Consider the following 16,209-nt stretch of genomic DNA (forward strand, 5'->3'; position numbering starts at 1 on the left):
TCAGTGCTGTTCGAGAGTGAGCTGATCCGCCCAGGCCGACACGTCCCCGCGTTCCAGAGCCACCGCCAGCAGTTCCGGAAACTTGTCCGGCGTGCACGCAAACGCGGGAATGCCGAGGGCGCTCAGCGCCGCCGCATTGTCGTGATCGAACGACGGTGCCCCGTCGTCCGAGAGCGCCAGTAGGACCACGACTTGAACGCCGGAGTTCTTCATGGCGGCCATGCGGCGCAACATCTCGTTGCGGATACCGCCCTCGTAGAGGTCGGAGATGAGGACGAACATCGACTCGGCGGGACGCGAAATCAAGGACTGGCTGTACGCGATCGCGCGGTTGATATCTGTGCCCCCACCGAGTTGGGTCCCGAACAGGACGTCGACCGGATCGGACAGTTTGTCTGTCAGATCAACGACGGCGGTGTCGAAAACGACGAGCGAAGTCTTCAGCGCCTGCATCGACGCCAACACTGCGCCGAACACCGATGCGTAGACGACGCTGGACGCCATCGAACCCGATTGATCGATCGCGAGAACCACGTCGCGCTGCACGGATTTCGACTTTCGGCCGTATCCGACGAGCCGCTCCGGGACGACGGTTCGATACTCCGGAAGGTAGTGCGACAGATTTGCTCGGATGGTTCGGTCCCAATCGATGTCGCGCAGCTTCGGATTCGAAGTTCGGGCCGTGCGATTGAGTGCGCCGGTAACTGCAGCCTTCGTTTTCTGTGCGATTCGCTCCTCGACTTCGCGAACCACCTTGCCGACGACCATCCGAGCAGTTGCCTTGCTGGCCTCCGGCATGACCTGGTTGAGGCTCAGAAGCGTCCCGACCAGATGCACATCGGGTTCGACCGCGTCGAGCAGTTCCGGTTCGAGCAGCAACTGGGCCAAACCCAGCCGATCTATCGCGTCCTTCTGCATCACCTGCACCACCGTGCTGGGAAAGTACGTCCGGATGTCGCCGAGCCATCTGGCGACGGACGGCGCCGACGCCCCCAATCCGGCTGAGCGGCGTCGACCCTTGCTGGGGCCGGACGAGTCGTAAAGCGCTGCAAGAGCTGCGTCCATTCGGCGCTCGCCTGGTTGACCGAGCCCACCCGTCGACTCTTCGGCGGACTCCCCGAGCATCAATCTCCAGCGTCGAAGGCGCTGATCGTCGTCGCTCATGCGCCCACCCCCAGGATGTCCGCAACGACCGCCATTGCCGCTCTGCCGCGTCGAGCATCGGTCTCCACTGTCGTTTCGACGCGGCGGCCGCCTCTGACCGCCTGACCGATCGCCCGACGTTCCCCGGCTTCGAAGGCTCCGAACGTGCGTCGAAGCAATGGAAGCGTGTCGATGAAATCCTGCTCACGAAGTTGGCGAACCCAGGTGTCGATCAGCGTGAGCAACGCTCGATCGTGAACGAGCACAAGCCCTCCTCCGCCGAGAAACCCGTCGACCCAGCCAGCCTTGGCGGTTGGCGCACTTCCCACCGAAAGGGCCCGAGACAAACGCTGAGCTGCAGCGGTTTCCGTGACGGAACCGCTGTCGCGCAGTAGCCGCACCATCCGGCCGACGAGAAGTCCGTTGACGTCGTCACGGTCGATCACTCCGGCCATCGCCTGCAACCACCGTGCGCTTGCATCGCTGTCGTCACGGACCATGACTGCCGAGTGCACCTTGTCGAGGTGATCGCGAAACTCCTCGGCGCTGGGATCGTCCAACCCGGTGACGGCGACTGCGAGGCCGGTACAGATGCGGATCAGCAAGCTGTCGGCGACGTCGACCAACGCCGACACGTCGGTTCCGCGCACGTCGCCGTACCGCAGTGTTCGGGTCAGTGTGGGCAGCGCGGCCATCAGATGTGACACGTCATGATCCAGCGCTGCAACCGTTTTCACGCTTTCCAGCACGGCGGACAGCGCGGCGGGAAGGTTTGCCAGCAGCGAGTTCTCCAGCAGTTCGATGAGTGAAGCAAGAGTGATTTCCGGTTCGTGAATCTTCGAGACGACCCGCGAGGCTGCCGCTTGGGCCACCGTCGTACCCCACAGCGACGCCTCGATCACCGACACCGAGAATTCGGGTTTCCATTGCAGTGCCCAGGTTTCCCGGAAAGTTCCGGTGGAACGGATCTCACTGTCGGCCGGAGTCCCCCAATCGATCTCGAGAATTCCCAGCCGGTGCAGGAACTGGGAACGCTCGACGTCGATGTCGCGTCTCAGGTCCAGATCCAGATTCTTCGCCCCTGCTTGTTGTTTGAGCCGCAAAGTCTTCGAACGTGCGCGCAGGTCTGCTTCGAGCGGGACCGTCGGCGTCTCCTCGGGCACCGCGCCCAGTGCCTCGCCCACAACGAGTCTTCGCGTGATCAGGTCCAGGAGAACATCGTTGCCGTCGCACATCACCGACCTCGTGGCCTCGGTAACTTCCGACAATCCCGCCAAGGGGCGAGAACGCAGTGCCGCCAACGTGTCTGCCAACCGGACAGCCTCGATGACGTGGGCACTCGAGATCGGGAGGTCCTCGTCTCTGAGCACCCGGGCAACTTTGGTGAGCCACCGGGTGATCGTCTTGTCGTTCGCGGTGAACAGATGGTGATACCAACCCGGCGACGTGATTCCGGCGCCGTAACCCGATGCCGATGCAAGGCGAGAATGTGTCCAGGGAACCCACGTCAGCGAGGTCTTGACCTTGGACATTCCTTTGAGAATACGGGCATCGGGGGCCGCAGGCCCCAAGGCACCGACCAAAGCCGGCGCGTGCCACGCACCGCAGACGACGGCAACCCTCTCGGCGCCTTCTTTCAACGTCTTTCGCAGCACTTGGCGCATGTACGCTTCACGATGCGCTGTCTCCTCGTCGATCGGTACGGTTTCACGCAGCGCCTCCATCGCCTCGGTGATCGCATCGAAAGAGTCTGCGTCCGAGCTCGATTCGATCACCGAATCCCACCAGCGTTCGGTATCGTCGAAACCCGCGGCCGCGGCCAGCTCCGCCAGAGGATCACCATCACGTGTAGTACGAATCCCCTGATCCGCCAACACGTTGAACGCCGGTAGGTCGCAGAAACGTGCTTGCACACCGTTGTTCGCAGCCCACTGCAGCGCTTGCCATTCGGGTGAAAACACCGCAAATGGCCAGAAAGCCGCCTTCGACGGTTCACCAGTGGCAAACGCGAGCAACGCAATCGGCGGTTCCATCGACTCCGATGCCGCCAGCATCACCAACGGATCTGCATCCGAAGGCCCTTCGATCAGGACGACGTCAGGTGAAAACTCTTCCAGGCCTTGCCGAACCGAACGGGCAGATCCCGGGCCGTGGTGACGGATACCGAAGACCCTGACACGTAGGTCCGGAATGGCGATGGTCACCCCGTGACCTCGCGGCATGCTCGGTAAAAGTCGGACCACTCTCCGCGTTCACGCACTACGGCCTCGAGATACTCGTTCCACACCACCTTGTCTGCGACCGGATCCTTGATCACCGAACCCAGGATTCCGGCAGCGACGTCGGACGCCCGCAATACGCCGTCCCCGAAATGCGCGGACAGCGCCAGACCATTGGTGACTACCGAGATCGCCTCCGCCGTCGAGAGGGTTCCAGACGGAGACTTCAGCTTGGTGCGGCCGTCAGTAGTGGTTCCCGAGCGTAGTTCCCGGAACACTGTGACGACTCGGCGAATTTCCTCGGCCGCTGCGGGGGTCGTCGGCAATTCCAATGCTGCGCCCAACTGTTCGACTCGGCGCGCCACGATAGCCACCTCGTCCTCCTCGCTGGCCGGCAACGGCAGGACAACGGTATTGAACCGTCGACGCAACGCCGACGACAGATCGTTGACACCGCGATCACGATCGTTGGCGGTTGCGATCAGATTGAAGCCCTTGGCTGCCTGCACCTCGATGCCCAGTTCCGGCACCGGCAACGTCTTCTCGGAGAGAATGGTGATGAGCGCGTCCTGCACGTCGGCCGGAATACGCGTCAACTCTTCGACGCGAGCGATCTTCCCGGTTTCCATCGCGGTCATCACCGGAGAATGCACCAACGCCCCTGCCGTCGGCCCTTCCGCGAGAAGGCGGGCGTAATTCCAGCCGTAGCGAATAGCTTCCTCGGGAGTACCTGACGTACCTTGAACCAGGAGCGTCGACGCGCCCGAGATTGCCGCCGAAAGATGTTCGGAGACCCAGGTCTTGGCTGTTCCCGGCACACCCAACAGCAATAGAGCCCGATCGGTGGCAAGAGTTGCGACGGCCACTTCCATCAACCGCCGGGGACCGACGTACTTCGGCGAAATGACCGTTCCGTCATCGAGAGTGCCGCCCAACAGATACGTCACCACAGCCCACGGCGACAAATTCCACGACGGCGGGCGTGGGCGGGTGTCCTGCGCGGCAAGCGCCTCGAGTTCGAGCGCGTACTCCTGCTCTGCGTGAGGCCGCATCAGCTTTGCCGGTTCCGCGAGCTTTGCCGGTTCCGCGAGCTTTGCCGATTCCGTGGCGGGCGCGGTTACGCTGTCAGTCACTTGAGCTCCTCGAGCAGAGTCTTGCGGTGGGTGATGGCACTGGCCGTTCTGGCGAAGGTTTGCCGCCAGTCCGGGTCACGAGCACGCTCCGCCGCCCGGTCCAGCAAAGTTACTGCGCTGTAGGGAAATCGAGTCTCGGCGAGGCGCAGCGACGCCACGTACTTGTAACGCGAGAATTCGCCGGCCTTGGCGCCGCCGTCGGCGCGTCTGGCCGCAACTCGTTCCCACTGTGCCACGACTGCCCGGGTGATGTCCTCGGGCCATGGACCGTGCAGAGCGTCGTAGATCGCTGCCCGGCCCGGATGCAGAACATTGGCGTCGCCGTTTCCGGACCTCAACAGATCCGCCAGCGCCTCGGCGGGCACCAACGGGAGAAGTCGACGATCGGTGGCTACGCCTCGCGTGCGAAAGAGTTCCAAAGCCCATTCCACATTGTTCTGCGCCACTGCAGCATTGGACCAAGCGCCATGAAGGATCGGCTCCCAACCTTCGTCGACGCCCATCCCCAAAACCTTGTCGGGTCCACCGATCATGTTGTTCCACAACGACAAAGGCGCAGAACTGATCGCTTGACGGACGTACTCGGCGCGATAGTCGGTGTGTGGATTCGGCCGGTCTTCGATGCCGTCCCGTCTGGCCGCTGCATCGACTTCCTCAGGCGGCACGATGACAAGCGTGGACCGAAGGAGTTTCCGTTCCACCCGCACCCATTTCTGAACCCGAGCAACCATTCTCTCCCCGAACTCAGATTCGGGTAGTCGTCCGAGTACCTCCACTGCTGCGCGTCGCACGTCCTTGCGACGCTCGTCGAGGGCTTCCTCCAACAATGGTTGATCATCCGCGCTCAATCCGTTTGCCAGCGCCGAGACGAACGCAGCCTTCTGTTCTCCACGCTCGGCGCCCCAGGACTTTCGGAGTTCGGCCAGAGCAAGTGCAGGATCTGTTCGGCGAGTGTCTATCAACCACTGCGTGCGCTGGGACGAACTTCCGTGACGCCACACGTCCGGGTTTGCATCTCTGGTTCGGACGAGCTTGCTCCACTCGGGGTTTTGCGCGGCGAGCCAGCGACCTCGCTCGCCGACCAGCTGCAGAATACTCTCGCGGTGAGTTTCGCTCGTCCGAGCGTAGGAAAGCAGTTCGGCAACAAGATGATCAGGCGCACGGTAGTTGCGCGCCAACGCGACGGTGAACCATTCGTCGAGCAAGGTCGCCTTGGCAGCGAGCATCGACAGCAGATGTGCGGACGACGATTCCGGCAGGGTGAATCGCGCATCGTCTGGAGCAGGCGTCGGCACCGTCGCCGTGGTGGAGCCCGCACCGCCACGGCGGTACGCCCGCTCCAGCGCGACTGCTGCGAGAAGCAATTCGGCAGGATCTCCGTCGAGTTCGCGCGCGTAGGCATGCACATCGGCCGGAAGGTCCTCGAATGTTGTTGCTGTTCTGGCCGTCCCGAGAAGCGCAGCCGAGATCAATGTGCTCACAGCACGATCACCTGTCCTCCCGTGAAAACCGAGATCGGGGTAAGAGCCTGCGCATTCCACGTTCCACAGATCGTGACCGGGTAGCCACCGGAAATGCCCAGCAATTTCCACAGTAGGTCCGAATCGCCCTCTGCCCGAATCGCTGTGCCCGATTCGTCGACGAGAAACCAGGCGCCATCGACGAATGAGGGGACCACCGAACTGATCACTGCCGGCCACGACCGCAACCACGGATCTGCCGCGAGCGCATCGGTAAACTGCTGCAACGCAGCGTCGATACTTCCGGACGGCATGGTCGTGAAGGGCTCCGGTTCGCCATGCGTTGCCCCCAACCGGGCGCGCAAAGCCGACGCACCGGGATAGAAATAGACATCGGCATCCACCAGAAACCCGACTGGCGGCGTTTCGGTGGAAAAGTTCGGTGACCCGTGGGAGAAGTCGAGCAGCATGGCCCACCGTTGCGAATTCCTGCCGAGCATCCACACCGTTCGGGTGAACAGTCGCTTCTCCTCGGTGATCCCGGAACCGAGAATCATCCAGTTCTCTTTCACCGGAATCGATTCCAACACACTGTCGGTGGAGACGGGATAGCCGACGTGCGCTTTCACTGAATGGGCAAGATCTTCCGGCAGCTCTGGCAGCTTCTGATGCGCAGCGACCAGCAGGCGCAACCGAGCCAACTCGTCGAGGACTTTCTCGGGCCAGTTTTCGTTAGACGCAACGGTTCCCGCCAATGCTCGAAGCGTGCCTGCAACACCGGGTGCCTGAGCATCCACCATTCGAGCGGCGACTGCGTCGAGGCCCGCCCAGGACGTGTCCATCGCCGCCAGACCACTCCGGATCTGATCGGTGATCCACAGGTCTAATTCGACGAGACCGCTCGCAACCCGGTCGGCGCGCTTCTGCGCTGTTGCCGGGTCGGGAGTCTTCTTGGGTGCCTCGTCGCCGGTGGTCTCGGCGCTGGCATCGGCCTTCTCCTCACGGCGCAACAACCACTCGGCGGCGAAGTCGGCCGGCTCGTCCGCCGAAGGCACTCGCCCTTCCGACCATTCCACCAGCAGCCCCAGGGCATGTTTGCACGGAAACTTCCGACTGGGGCACGAGCACTTGTATGCCGGGCCGCGCAGGTCAACCACAGCTTGATACGGCTTCGAGCCGCTTCCCTGGCACAGCCCCCAGAGCGCGAGACCCTTGTTACCGGTGTGGCTCCACGATCCAACCAACTTGCGCGCAGCAGCCAGCGATGCGGCGTCGGGAGCTACCGATGCCACCTGCCCAGCTGTCCACGGCGAAGTCACTCGACCACAGTATGACAACCCGCTGACATCGCAGAGTCAGGCCGATCCCATGCGCGACACGGCCCACTTACATCAACCTCTTGGCCCCGATGTGCTCTCACTTGCCAAGCATGGCAATCCGCCTCAGATAGCCGGCACGGGAAGAATATGCCAGTCGCGCAACACCTCAAATAGGCAGTCCCTCTGTAATTCTCGGAATGCGACCCGAGAAACACTCCTGGAAAGTTGAGCTTCGACGGACTATTGACTCGAACGTCTGTTCGAGTATTATTGAGGTTGGGGATCGGGGGATTCAATGAGTATCGACACATCATCAGACGTGGTGTCGGGTTCTGCGGTGGGGTTACGCGGGCAGTTGTGGCGGTTGACTGCTGCCGAGTTACGTGAGGCTGCTGTCGAGGCGAGTGCGGAGATTCTGCGCCTGGAAGCCGTTCGGGTGGCGGTGGTAGACGAACTGGCGATGCGTCCGGATGATCAGGTGATTGCCAGCCGCGGTGTCGGTTCTTGGTTGGCGGCGAACACGATGCTGCAGGTTCGGGACGGGAAGAAGATCGCCGCCCTGGGCGCCGCGCTGCGCGCGTTCCCGGCCGTGGCAGCAGGCTTCGATGATGGGGATTGCTCGTTCGATCACGCCGTTTTGATCGTGGCGTTTTGTGAGTCCCCGCCGAAGGGGATGCCGGAGGAGGCGCTACCTCGCTGCATCGACCTGCTGCTCGCAGCAGCGTCGGGCGTGGAAGCGACGACGACGAAGGTTCGGCATGTCATCGCGACCTTGGAGCGCGTTTTCGAATCCGATGAGATTCCGCCCGCCGAAGATGTCGATCGGAACGAACTGCGGATCGCCTCGACGTTGAACGGTCGGGTGGTGGTGCGCGGTGATTTCGACGCCCTCACCGGCGAAATGCTGCTGTCGGCGTTTTCGAATCTGACGATGCCGACCCCGGCGCCCGATGGAACTCCCGACGCACGGTCGGCGGCGAAGCGGACCGCGGACGGGTTCACCGAACTGATCCGCCGCTACCTCGACTGCGCCAAAACCGGAACCGATGGTGGGCAACGCCCACATGTGAACGTACACATCAACGCCCGCGATCTCGCTGAGCACCGCGATTGCGCCGCCGCGCCCTCCGACGGTGAAGAGTCCCCGTCGGATCTTGATGTCGGGCACATGCCATGGCTCGGACCGCTGTCGGTCTCGCAGACGAGGCTCCTCGGGTGCGACTGCTTCCTGTCGACCGTCCTACTCGACGACCACGGCGCGCCCCTCGATGCGAAACCCGGAAAACGGTTGGTCAACGCCGAACAACGCGTCGCCCTGATCGCCCGCGACAAGGGCTGCGCGTTCCCGGGCTGCACATGCGTACCGGCCTGGACGGATGCGCACCACATTAAGCACTGGGCCAACGGCGGCCCGACGGTGATGAACAACCTTGTCCTACTCTGCCGTTCACACCACCGACTGATGCACCGAAAATCCGGGTTCGTCGGAAAATGGGAAATCCGAATAGGCGTCGACAACAAACCGTGGTTCATCCCGCCGCCCTCGATCGACCCCGGGCAGCACCCCAGGCCGGCGAACACCACCTTCAAAACCTGAGAACAGCTTCTCAGGCGCAACAGAATACGGCCAGGCTCCGCATCGGACATCAGCACCCGATACGGAGCCCACAGGCCGTGCCGCATCCAATACTCACGGCGTTCATGCGGGGCGCAAGACCGATCTACCCAACAACTCACAAACCTGCAGGGCCAGAGCGAGATCCAACTTGTCTCGGCCCGCGGCGACCGGATCGCCGAGAGCCTTGTTGATGCGATATTTCACCGTATTACGGTGCAAGTTCATGTAATTGGCCGTGTGCAGATGACTCTCCCCGTGGGCGAAATACACGCTCAGCGTCGTCCGCAAGGATGCGGCAGAAGGTGTATCGTCCGCCAACGGACCAAGTACCTCCCAGACCCATGACTTCGTAGAATCGATGTTCTCCGACAGGAGTGATACCACGGCGATGCCTCGGTCCCCGAAACTCACCACGGGGCGTTGCGGTGTATCCGGTACGGCAGCAACGGAATAGGCTGCCGTGGCCTGTTCGTGGGACCGCTTGAATCCTTCGACCCCTGACCCTGGCAGTCCGATTGCCACCCGCGCTCCGCCGTCCAACGGCACTGCCGCCGCGAGAACTGCCGGATCCGCCGCAGGCACCCGGCGACCGAAGGGCAGCCACGCCCACACGGTGCGTCGATCGATGGCGGTGATGATCGGCGGCTTGTCTGCTCCCGCCGCCGCGCCGAGATCGCGTACGAGTCGGTCCAGGGTGTTGATGCCCATGACGTCCGCATCCCACGTCGACCAGACCACCAGGGCGACGTGGTTCTGACCAAGCCGGTATCCGGTCTCCGCTTCGAAAGCAACGGTATCTGCGTTGGTGCCGGACAAGAGCGCGTGGATCGCGGCCGAATGGAGGTTTCCCTGCGCTGCCATCCATCGACTGCGTTCCCGCTCGTACGCGTCGAAGACGTAGAGCGTGATCCAGTCGATGTAGCTGTAGACCACATCCGAAGTGTGTTTCAGGACAGCCAAAGTGAGTCGTGCCGGAATGTCCAGTGTGCTGATCTCGTCGTGACAGATCCGCATCAGATCGCCTTGGCCCATGTGGTAGGCGCGAACGAGAGAGTTGGACGGAACGTCCCGCTGCGCCAGCCGCAGAGCGTATTCCACCGCGGCAGTGGTGGGTTGGAGATGATCGATCGGAATGTCGTTGGCCAACACGTGGATGATCGTCGTGATATTTCCCTGCACGCTCGCTTCGAGCATTTCGAGCAAATTGGCATCGGCGTCCAACTGGTCGATTTCGTGAGCCATCATGAAAGCCATCTCACGCGCGATATCGGCGCTGCGCGCGTCGAGTCGCCGGGCCAATTCGGCAACCACGGCAAGCACTTCCGGTTCCGCGGCTGCAGGCACCCGGGCGAGGCGCCGCATTGCACCGGCGCCTCGCTCCTTGTGCGATGGGCTACTCACAGAACTTCCGCGCCCTTCCGTCGCAGGTACTTCAGAGCCGATTCGGCCGCGTTGTACCCACACATTCCATGTGCTCCGGCGCCCGGCGGGGTCGAGGCCGAGCACAGGTAGGTGCCCGCGATCCCAGTGCTGTACGGATCGACTGCAATGCGCGGACGCAAGACAACTTGCAGTTCGGTGTTGGCACCTCCGATGATGTCGCCGCCCACCTGATTCGGATTGTCCTGTGCCAGATCAGAGGTGCTACGACTCGACGTCGCGACGATCTGTTCCCGGAACCCCGGCGCAAACCTCTCGATCTGACGAGTTATCGCTTCCGTAGCATCGCCGGCGTAACCGTGAGGCACATGGGCATAGGCGTACAACGGATGAATGTTCCCGGCAGAGCGGGTGGGATCAGCCAGGTATTGCTGACCGAGAAGCACAAACGGTCGGTCCGGCATACGGCCTGAATTCGTGTCACGCTCAGCTGCCACGATCTCCTCGAAACCACCTGCCAGATGGACTGTTCCGGCCCGAGCGCAATCCGGATTGGTCCACGGCACGTGGCCTTCGATGGCGAAATCAACCTTGAAGGCCCCGGGAGCCTGCTTGAACTTTCGATAGGCCTTCGCTACTCGGGCGGGAAGGCGATCGCCCAGGATTTCGAGCGCACCACCCGGATTGACGTCCAGCAGAACAACATCGGCGTCAGGAATCTCGGAGGCGGTGCGTATCCGAACGCCGGTGTCGACCTTGCCACCGTGATCGAGGAGCATCGCTGCCATGGCGTCGGTGATCGAACGCGAACCTCCCTCGGCGACCGGCCACCCGTAGCGGTGACCAGCAGCCGTGATCATCAACCCCACCGCCGACGTCGCCGGACGGTTGAGTGGATAGAACGCGTGCGCGGCGACCCCGCCGAACAATGCTCTGCCCTTCTCCGTCTTCCACAGTTTCGCGGTCACGGTGGCCGGAAGCAGTGCTCGCGGGCCGAAAGCCGCAAGCCGCAGCGGATGGCGTGGAACGTTGACGATCGGGCGCATCAGATCGGACGCCAGAGCGTCGAATCCCGTCGACAAGTCACCGAACATCCGTTGCCATCGCTGCCCGTCCGCACCCAACCCCGCCGCGGTCTGCTCCAGCGAGCGGTACAGAACACCTGCGTCGCCGTTGTCGAGCGGATGCGCACAGTCCACGTCTGCCCATCTCCAGATCAGCCCGTATCGCTCGAGGTCCAGTTTCGACAGGTACGGCGATCCGATACCCATCGGGTGAAACGCCGAGCAGTGGTCGTGAATCAATCCGGGGACGTCGATCGGACCGGAGCGGGTGCCTCCGCCGATCTGGTCGGCGGCCTCGAGCACCTGCACGTCCACACCGCTACGCGCAAGGTGTACCGCGGCAGCGAGCCCATTGGGCCCGCTGCCGACGACTACGGCCTTTGTCACTTACTCACCTCTTGCTCGCTACCGCTGATCCTCGTACGCATCTTCGGTTCGGAGACAACCTGCGGATCTGTCGCCGCGCGGTCGGCCCGTACGTCCAGTGTCCACTGAACGTCGAACGGAATGGGCCCGTTCGGCAACCACGGTTGTTCGGCGACTGCGTCGGCGACCTTGAACGTACCCCGTTCGATGACGCCGAGAGCCGCATCGATCACCTGGTACTCCTGCGTTCCCTTGTGGATGGGCTGCGATTCGATCCAGGTCACCAGGAACTCACCGGGCGCGAAGTTGCAGCGACGCTGAATCGCGGCGATCAGTTTCGCGTCGTGCAAGTGGCCGTCCCCGAAGTTGAAGGCGACGATGGAGTTGCACATGAACTCGGCTTCCCGCAGCGAGTACGTGTTGATGTCGTCGCCGAGGTGCCTGATCATCAGAGAGAACAGCGCACGCCCTTGGCTGTGCATGGAACGCCATCCCAACAGCTGATGCAGAACGACGTCGGACACGTCCTCGGGGTACATCGTCATCAACTGATTGCGGGTATCCGGCGACGGACGCTTGATGAACTGGTCGATCTTGGCTTCGGCGCCCGGCGCGAAGGCCCACGTCGCCGATGCCCAGTTGCCGGCGTACTGACGCATCGACGGCAGGAACGACACCAGATCGGGTCGAAGGTTTCCGAGAATCGGGAAGAAGGCAAGGGCTGCAACAATTCCCGCAGCAATCCACGGCGAGGACATGGCGCCGAGTCCGTAGCCGTCCCACGCCGGGAATCCCAGGAACAGGAAGACCGAGGCGTAAGCGAACAGAAGATTCCATTCGAGTGGGACGGCAAGCGGGAAGGTCGACGCAATGAACAGGTGGAATCCGACCATGAGGATCACGGCAAGGATCGTGAGGGTCTTGTTCGTCGAGAACAGCAGTATCAACGGGGTGACGATTTCGACCATCGTTCCGGCCACGTGAGCGACGCCGCCGCCCAGGTGCGAAGGCCGCAGATCCTCCGGGAAGTTCCGGTAGTGCGCACGCTTGATCTTCTTCGACGGGATCCACGGCGTGTTGCTGAGCATCGGGGGGACCACCAGCGAAAAGTGGCGACCGAACTTCGAGACACCGGCACCGATCCACACCATGACGATCAGCAGTTTGAGCGCCAGGATCATGTCGACGAAGGGCAGGAACGTGAAGAAGAAGATTGCCGGCAGGTACTGCTCGCTACGTGCCGCGATGAAGGGCACCTTGTCACGCAACCCGAGAATAACCATGAGTACCAGGAAGGAGTACAAGACCGTCGGGCGTACCAGTCCGGCACTGTCAGCGAAGGCCGAATCGATTCCGGCAGTGTGCACACCCGGAAGCACGGCCGCAACAAGAAGATTCGCAACTGCGGCAACGTAGATGACAACGTCGAACATCGTGCGGGTGTCACCCGAGGTGAGCGGCACCTTGCCCGGCCACGGTGGCAGGCGAATGGTGCCGGGGCGGATCCAGTACAGAACTCCACCGGTCATCGGCTTGAAGTGGCCGGCGAGCGGGCCCCAGGATCCTGCCAGGCCCAGCATCTCGAGCATCATCGTCCAGATGATGAGTTTCTGGTAGATGATCGGCTGGTTCCACCACGATCCGATGTCGAACCACGAGAGGCCGGAAGTCAAAGTGGCAACGGCTGTTCCAGCTGCCAGGTAGAGGAACAACAATTTCATGATGTAGACGGTGTGGACCATCTTCGGCGTACCGAAGCCGTAATCCACCCAGTGCGTGGACATGTCACGCAGACGCTCGAGAAACGGCTTGTCCATGAACGTTGCCGGATCGACGGGAGGGAAGTTTCCTTCTTTGAATCCCATGATGTGCTCCTGAAATACGGAATGTGGGCATGACGGATCGACTCGACGGACGTCGTCGAGTTGTGCTGGTACTACTGGGAAGGGACTAGTGAGCGGGAGTTGCGCTCAAAGCTCGTCTCATTCCAGGTTTGTCGATCTTGCCCACCGGGTTTCGGGGAAGCGTATCGACGACGTAGATCGCCACTGGCACCTTTACTCGGGTGAGCAAGGCCGTGACATGTTCGAGCAGTTCGTCTTCGGTGACGGGCGCATCGGGGTAGGCGACGACATAGGCAACTGGTACCTCTCCGTAGACCTGGTGCGGAGCGCCGATGACGGCGGCTTCGAGCACGGAAGGATGTGTGGCGAGAGAGTTTTCGATCTCCTTGGGGTAGATGTTCTCGCCCCCACGGATGATCATGTCCTTGATGCGGTCCACCAGCGTCAGGTAGCCGTCCTCGTCCAGGACACCGACGTCACCGGTGTGCAACCAACCGTCCTTGACAGTCTTCGCAGACTCCTCCGGCTTACCCAGATAGCCACGCATCACGTTGCCGCCCTTGATGACTACCTCTCCGGCGGTACCGACGGGCGCAAAGGTTCCATCCTCGGCGAGAATCGCAATCTGCTGGCCGGGCAGCGCCGGTCCGACCGTGCCGAGTTTGCGCACCCCCTCGACAGGATTGCAGGCCGACGCACAGGTCCCCTCGGTGAGTCCGTAACCTTCCACGATCACGAAACCGAAACGCTGCTCAGCGCGTTCGAGGAGTTCCTTGCTGATCGGCGCCGCACCGCACACGGCAAACCTCAAGGACGACGTGTCGATCGAGGAGTCTTCCGGCTGTGAGGTCAGCATCGCGTAGATTGCCGGCACCGCCGAGAAATACGTGGGACGAAGCCGCGCAACGTCGCCGAAGAATCTCGACACCGAGAACTTGCCGGTGACACTCACCTGCCCGCCGACGAGCAAGGGCGTCAAGACGCTGACGCAGATCGCGTTGACATGGAACAGCGGCAAGATCAGCAGGCAGTGATCCGCGCCGGTGACACCGATGTTCTTGCCCATCGACGAAGCCATGAACTGCAGGTTGGCATGCGAGAGCATCACTCCCTTGGGTCGCCCGGTGGAACCGCTGGTGTAGATGAGCAAAGCCAGATCGTTTGCTGCAACATCGATTCCGGGCCGCAGATCCGTCGGCGGCACTGTCGCCAAATCGTCGACGACCAATACCGCACGGCCACCCGAGGGCGCGTCGGCAGTGGCGGTGATGACCAACTCGGCACCGGAGTCCGCGATCTGGTAATCCGCTTCGTTTGCAGTGAACATCGGGTTGATGGGTGTAGCCGCAGCACCTACGCGCCAGGCAGCCATGATCGCGATCAGCAACTCGACGCGATTGGGCAGCATGATCGCCACCACGTCACCGAGTCCGATCCCGAGTCCGGCCAATTGCGCGGCAACAGCTTCCGTGCGATCTGCGAACTCCTCATAGGTGAGTTCGACGTGGTCGTCCCGCAGGCACGGCTTCTTCCCGTACTTCTCTGCAAGATCCCAAGCCAGATATCCGATGTCCGCCACGAGAGTCAGCACCTTTCATTCGTGTGTGACTCAAAACACTATCGGTGTCCCGTGGTCGAAGAAACGGTCCCAGGAGATCAACTTATCCAGGTTCTTTGTTCCCGGAGCACAACGCCGCATGTGCAGCGCACGTCAGATCAAGGGCTGATGCAACACCTCGCGAGCCCGCTGCGTCACCACTTCGGAGATCCGGCGCAAGACTGGCGACGACAGTTTCCACTGCTGCCAATACAGCGGAACGTCGTCCACGAAGTCCGGGTCGAATTCGATCAGCGCCCCGGAATGCTCGTCGTCGCCACGCTGCAGGTCCGGTATCAGCCCCCAGCCGTATCCCCGCCGAACCGCGTCCGCAAAATCTGCCGACGAAGGAACAAGATGGCGGGGCGGATCGACGGGATGGCCGACTTTTTGATCGAGATACCGATCCTGCAACAGATCTTTCCGATTGAACACCACCAGCGGCGCGACGGAAAGAGATTCTGCCGTAACACCATCCGCAAACCAACGACGGCAGAACTCCGCGCTCGCCATCGGCCGATACCGCATTATGCCGAGCCGACTCGAAGAACACCCTTGAATCGGCGACGCGACCGACGTGACAGCGGCCATGACCGAACCGTCGCGCAGCAGTTCGGTGGTGTGGTCTTGATCGTCGAGGTGGAAGTCGAAACTGACCTCGTGCGTGAACTCCGCGAGAGCACCCAGAACCCAGGTGGACAGCGAATCGGCGTTGACCGCGACAGAGACGCGGGCGAATGTTCCCGAACCGTTTTCAAGGCCGAGTTCTCGCACGGTATCGCGCGAAAGGGCATCTATCTGACGGGCAAGACGCAGGACTTCCCGCCCGGAATCGGTAACCCTGATGGGTTTGGTGCGCTGCACCAGGATCCGGCCTACCGAGGTCTCGAGAGCTTTGATCCGTTGACTGACCGCCGATGGCGTGATGTGCAACTTCCGCGCCGCCGCGTCAAAGGTCCCCTCGTCGACCGCAGCGTGCAATGCCCTCAGTTGCTCGAAGTCCAACATAATCTGAAGCTACTCTGATGCATCCTAAGAATCATTAGCTGGACTGATTACAATCTGC

The 16,209-nt window shown here is 62.0% G+C and carries 11 protein-coding genes; 1 reads left to right on the forward strand and 10 read right to left on the reverse strand.

Translation table 11 applies throughout. From position 1 onward, the window contains the following. From ACFT1A_RS14170 to ACFT1A_RS14190, 5 genes are all read right to left on the reverse strand, one after another. Positions 1-1,164, reverse strand: coding sequence for a VWA domain-containing protein (locus tag ACFT1A_RS14170; protein WP_378447500.1), 1,164 nt, complete (start codon positions 1,162-1,164; stop codon positions 1-3). Further along, complete coding sequence (locus ACFT1A_RS14175) at positions 1,161-3,365, reverse strand: DUF5682 family protein (protein ID WP_378447501.1); 2,205 nt, start codon at positions 3,363-3,365, stop codon at positions 1,161-1,163. Before ACFT1A_RS14175 ends, ACFT1A_RS14170 begins: the two co-directional genes overlap by 4 nt. After that, positions 3,344-4,414, reverse strand: a complete 1,071-nt coding sequence (locus ACFT1A_RS14180; protein WP_283305493.1) for an AAA family ATPase — start codon at positions 4,412-4,414, stop codon at positions 3,344-3,346. Before ACFT1A_RS14180 ends, ACFT1A_RS14175 begins: the two co-directional genes overlap by 22 nt. Before the next feature lie 77 nt (positions 4,415-4,491). Beyond that, positions 4,492-5,976 (reverse strand): DUF5691 domain-containing protein, encoded by a 1,485-nt coding sequence (locus tag ACFT1A_RS14185; protein WP_378447502.1) that lies wholly within the window; start codon positions 5,974-5,976, stop codon positions 4,492-4,494. Further along, entirely contained in the window at positions 5,973-7,274 is a 1,302-nt protein-coding gene (locus tag ACFT1A_RS14190; protein WP_378447503.1) for an SWIM zinc finger family protein, read from the reverse strand. The genes ACFT1A_RS14185 and ACFT1A_RS14190 overlap by 4 nt, the downstream gene beginning before the upstream one ends. Positions 7,275-7,569: 295 nt before the next feature. Between ACFT1A_RS14190 and ACFT1A_RS14195 the strand changes: the two genes are divergently transcribed. Beyond that, positions 7,570-8,871 carry a DUF222 domain-containing protein gene (locus ACFT1A_RS14195; protein ID WP_378447504.1) on the forward strand — a complete coding sequence of 434 codons (1,302 nt, stop codon included), beginning with the start codon at positions 7,570-7,572 and terminating at the stop codon, positions 8,869-8,871. Positions 8,872-8,973: 102 nt separating this feature from the next. Here the strand turns inward: ACFT1A_RS14195 and ACFT1A_RS14200 are convergent, their stop codons facing one another. The 5 genes from ACFT1A_RS14200 to ACFT1A_RS14220 form a co-directional block, all read right to left on the reverse strand. Continuing rightward, positions 8,974-10,254 carry a PucR family transcriptional regulator gene (locus tag ACFT1A_RS14200; protein ID WP_378447602.1) on the reverse strand — a complete coding sequence of 427 codons (1,281 nt, stop codon included), beginning with the start codon at positions 10,252-10,254 and terminating at the stop codon, positions 8,974-8,976. A 35-nt stretch (positions 10,255-10,289) separates the two neighbouring features. Then, on the reverse strand, positions 10,290-11,723 hold the full coding sequence (locus ACFT1A_RS14205) for a phytoene desaturase family protein (protein ID WP_378447505.1): 1,434 nt from the start codon (positions 11,721-11,723) through the stop codon (positions 10,290-10,292). Continuing rightward, the gene (locus tag ACFT1A_RS14210; RefSeq protein ID WP_378447506.1) at positions 11,720-13,567 is read right to left on the reverse strand and encodes a DUF3556 domain-containing protein; all 1,848 of its coding nucleotides are present in this window, start codon (positions 13,565-13,567) and stop codon (positions 11,720-11,722) included. The genes ACFT1A_RS14205 and ACFT1A_RS14210 overlap by 4 nt, the downstream gene beginning before the upstream one ends. A gap of 85 nt (positions 13,568-13,652) precedes the next feature. Further along, positions 13,653-15,125, reverse strand: a complete 1,473-nt coding sequence (locus ACFT1A_RS14215; RefSeq protein WP_378447507.1) for a class I adenylate-forming enzyme family protein — start codon at positions 15,123-15,125, stop codon at positions 13,653-13,655. 132 nt (positions 15,126-15,257) lie between these two features. Further along, positions 15,258-16,151, reverse strand: coding sequence for a LysR family transcriptional regulator ArgP (locus ACFT1A_RS14220; protein WP_378447508.1), 894 nt, complete (start codon positions 16,149-16,151; stop codon positions 15,258-15,260). Between the last annotated feature and the right edge of the window lie 58 nt (positions 16,152-16,209).

The sequence above is a fragment of the Rhodococcus sp. NPDC057135 genome (assembly GCF_042670865.1).
Lineage (GTDB): Bacteria > Actinomycetota > Actinomycetes > Mycobacteriales > Mycobacteriaceae > Rhodococcus_F.

Coding starts and splice junctions, on each gene's coding strand:
- ACFT1A_RS14220 (WP_378447508.1), bottom strand. CDS start 16,151: ATGTTGGACTTCGAGCAACTGAGGGCATTGCACGCTGCGGTCGACGAG.
- ACFT1A_RS14175 (WP_378447501.1), bottom strand. CDS start 3,365: ATGCCGCGAGGTCACGGGGTGACCATCGCCATTCCGGACCTACGTGTC.
- ACFT1A_RS14200 (WP_378447602.1), bottom strand. CDS start 10,254: ATGCGGCGCCTCGCCCGGGTGCCTGCAGCCGCGGAACCGGAAGTGCTT.
- ACFT1A_RS14210 (WP_378447506.1), bottom strand. CDS start 13,567: ATGGGATTCAAAGAAGGAAACTTCCCTCCCGTCGATCCGGCAACGTTC.
- ACFT1A_RS14180 (WP_283305493.1), bottom strand. CDS start 4,414: ATGCGGCCTCACGCAGAGCAGGAGTACGCGCTCGAACTCGAGGCGCTT.
- ACFT1A_RS14170 (WP_378447500.1), bottom strand. CDS start 1,164: ATGAGCGACGACGATCAGCGCCTTCGACGCTGGAGATTGATGCTCGGG.
- ACFT1A_RS14195 (WP_378447504.1), top strand. CDS start 7,570: ATGAGTATCGACACATCATCAGACGTGGTGTCGGGTTCTGCGGTGGGG.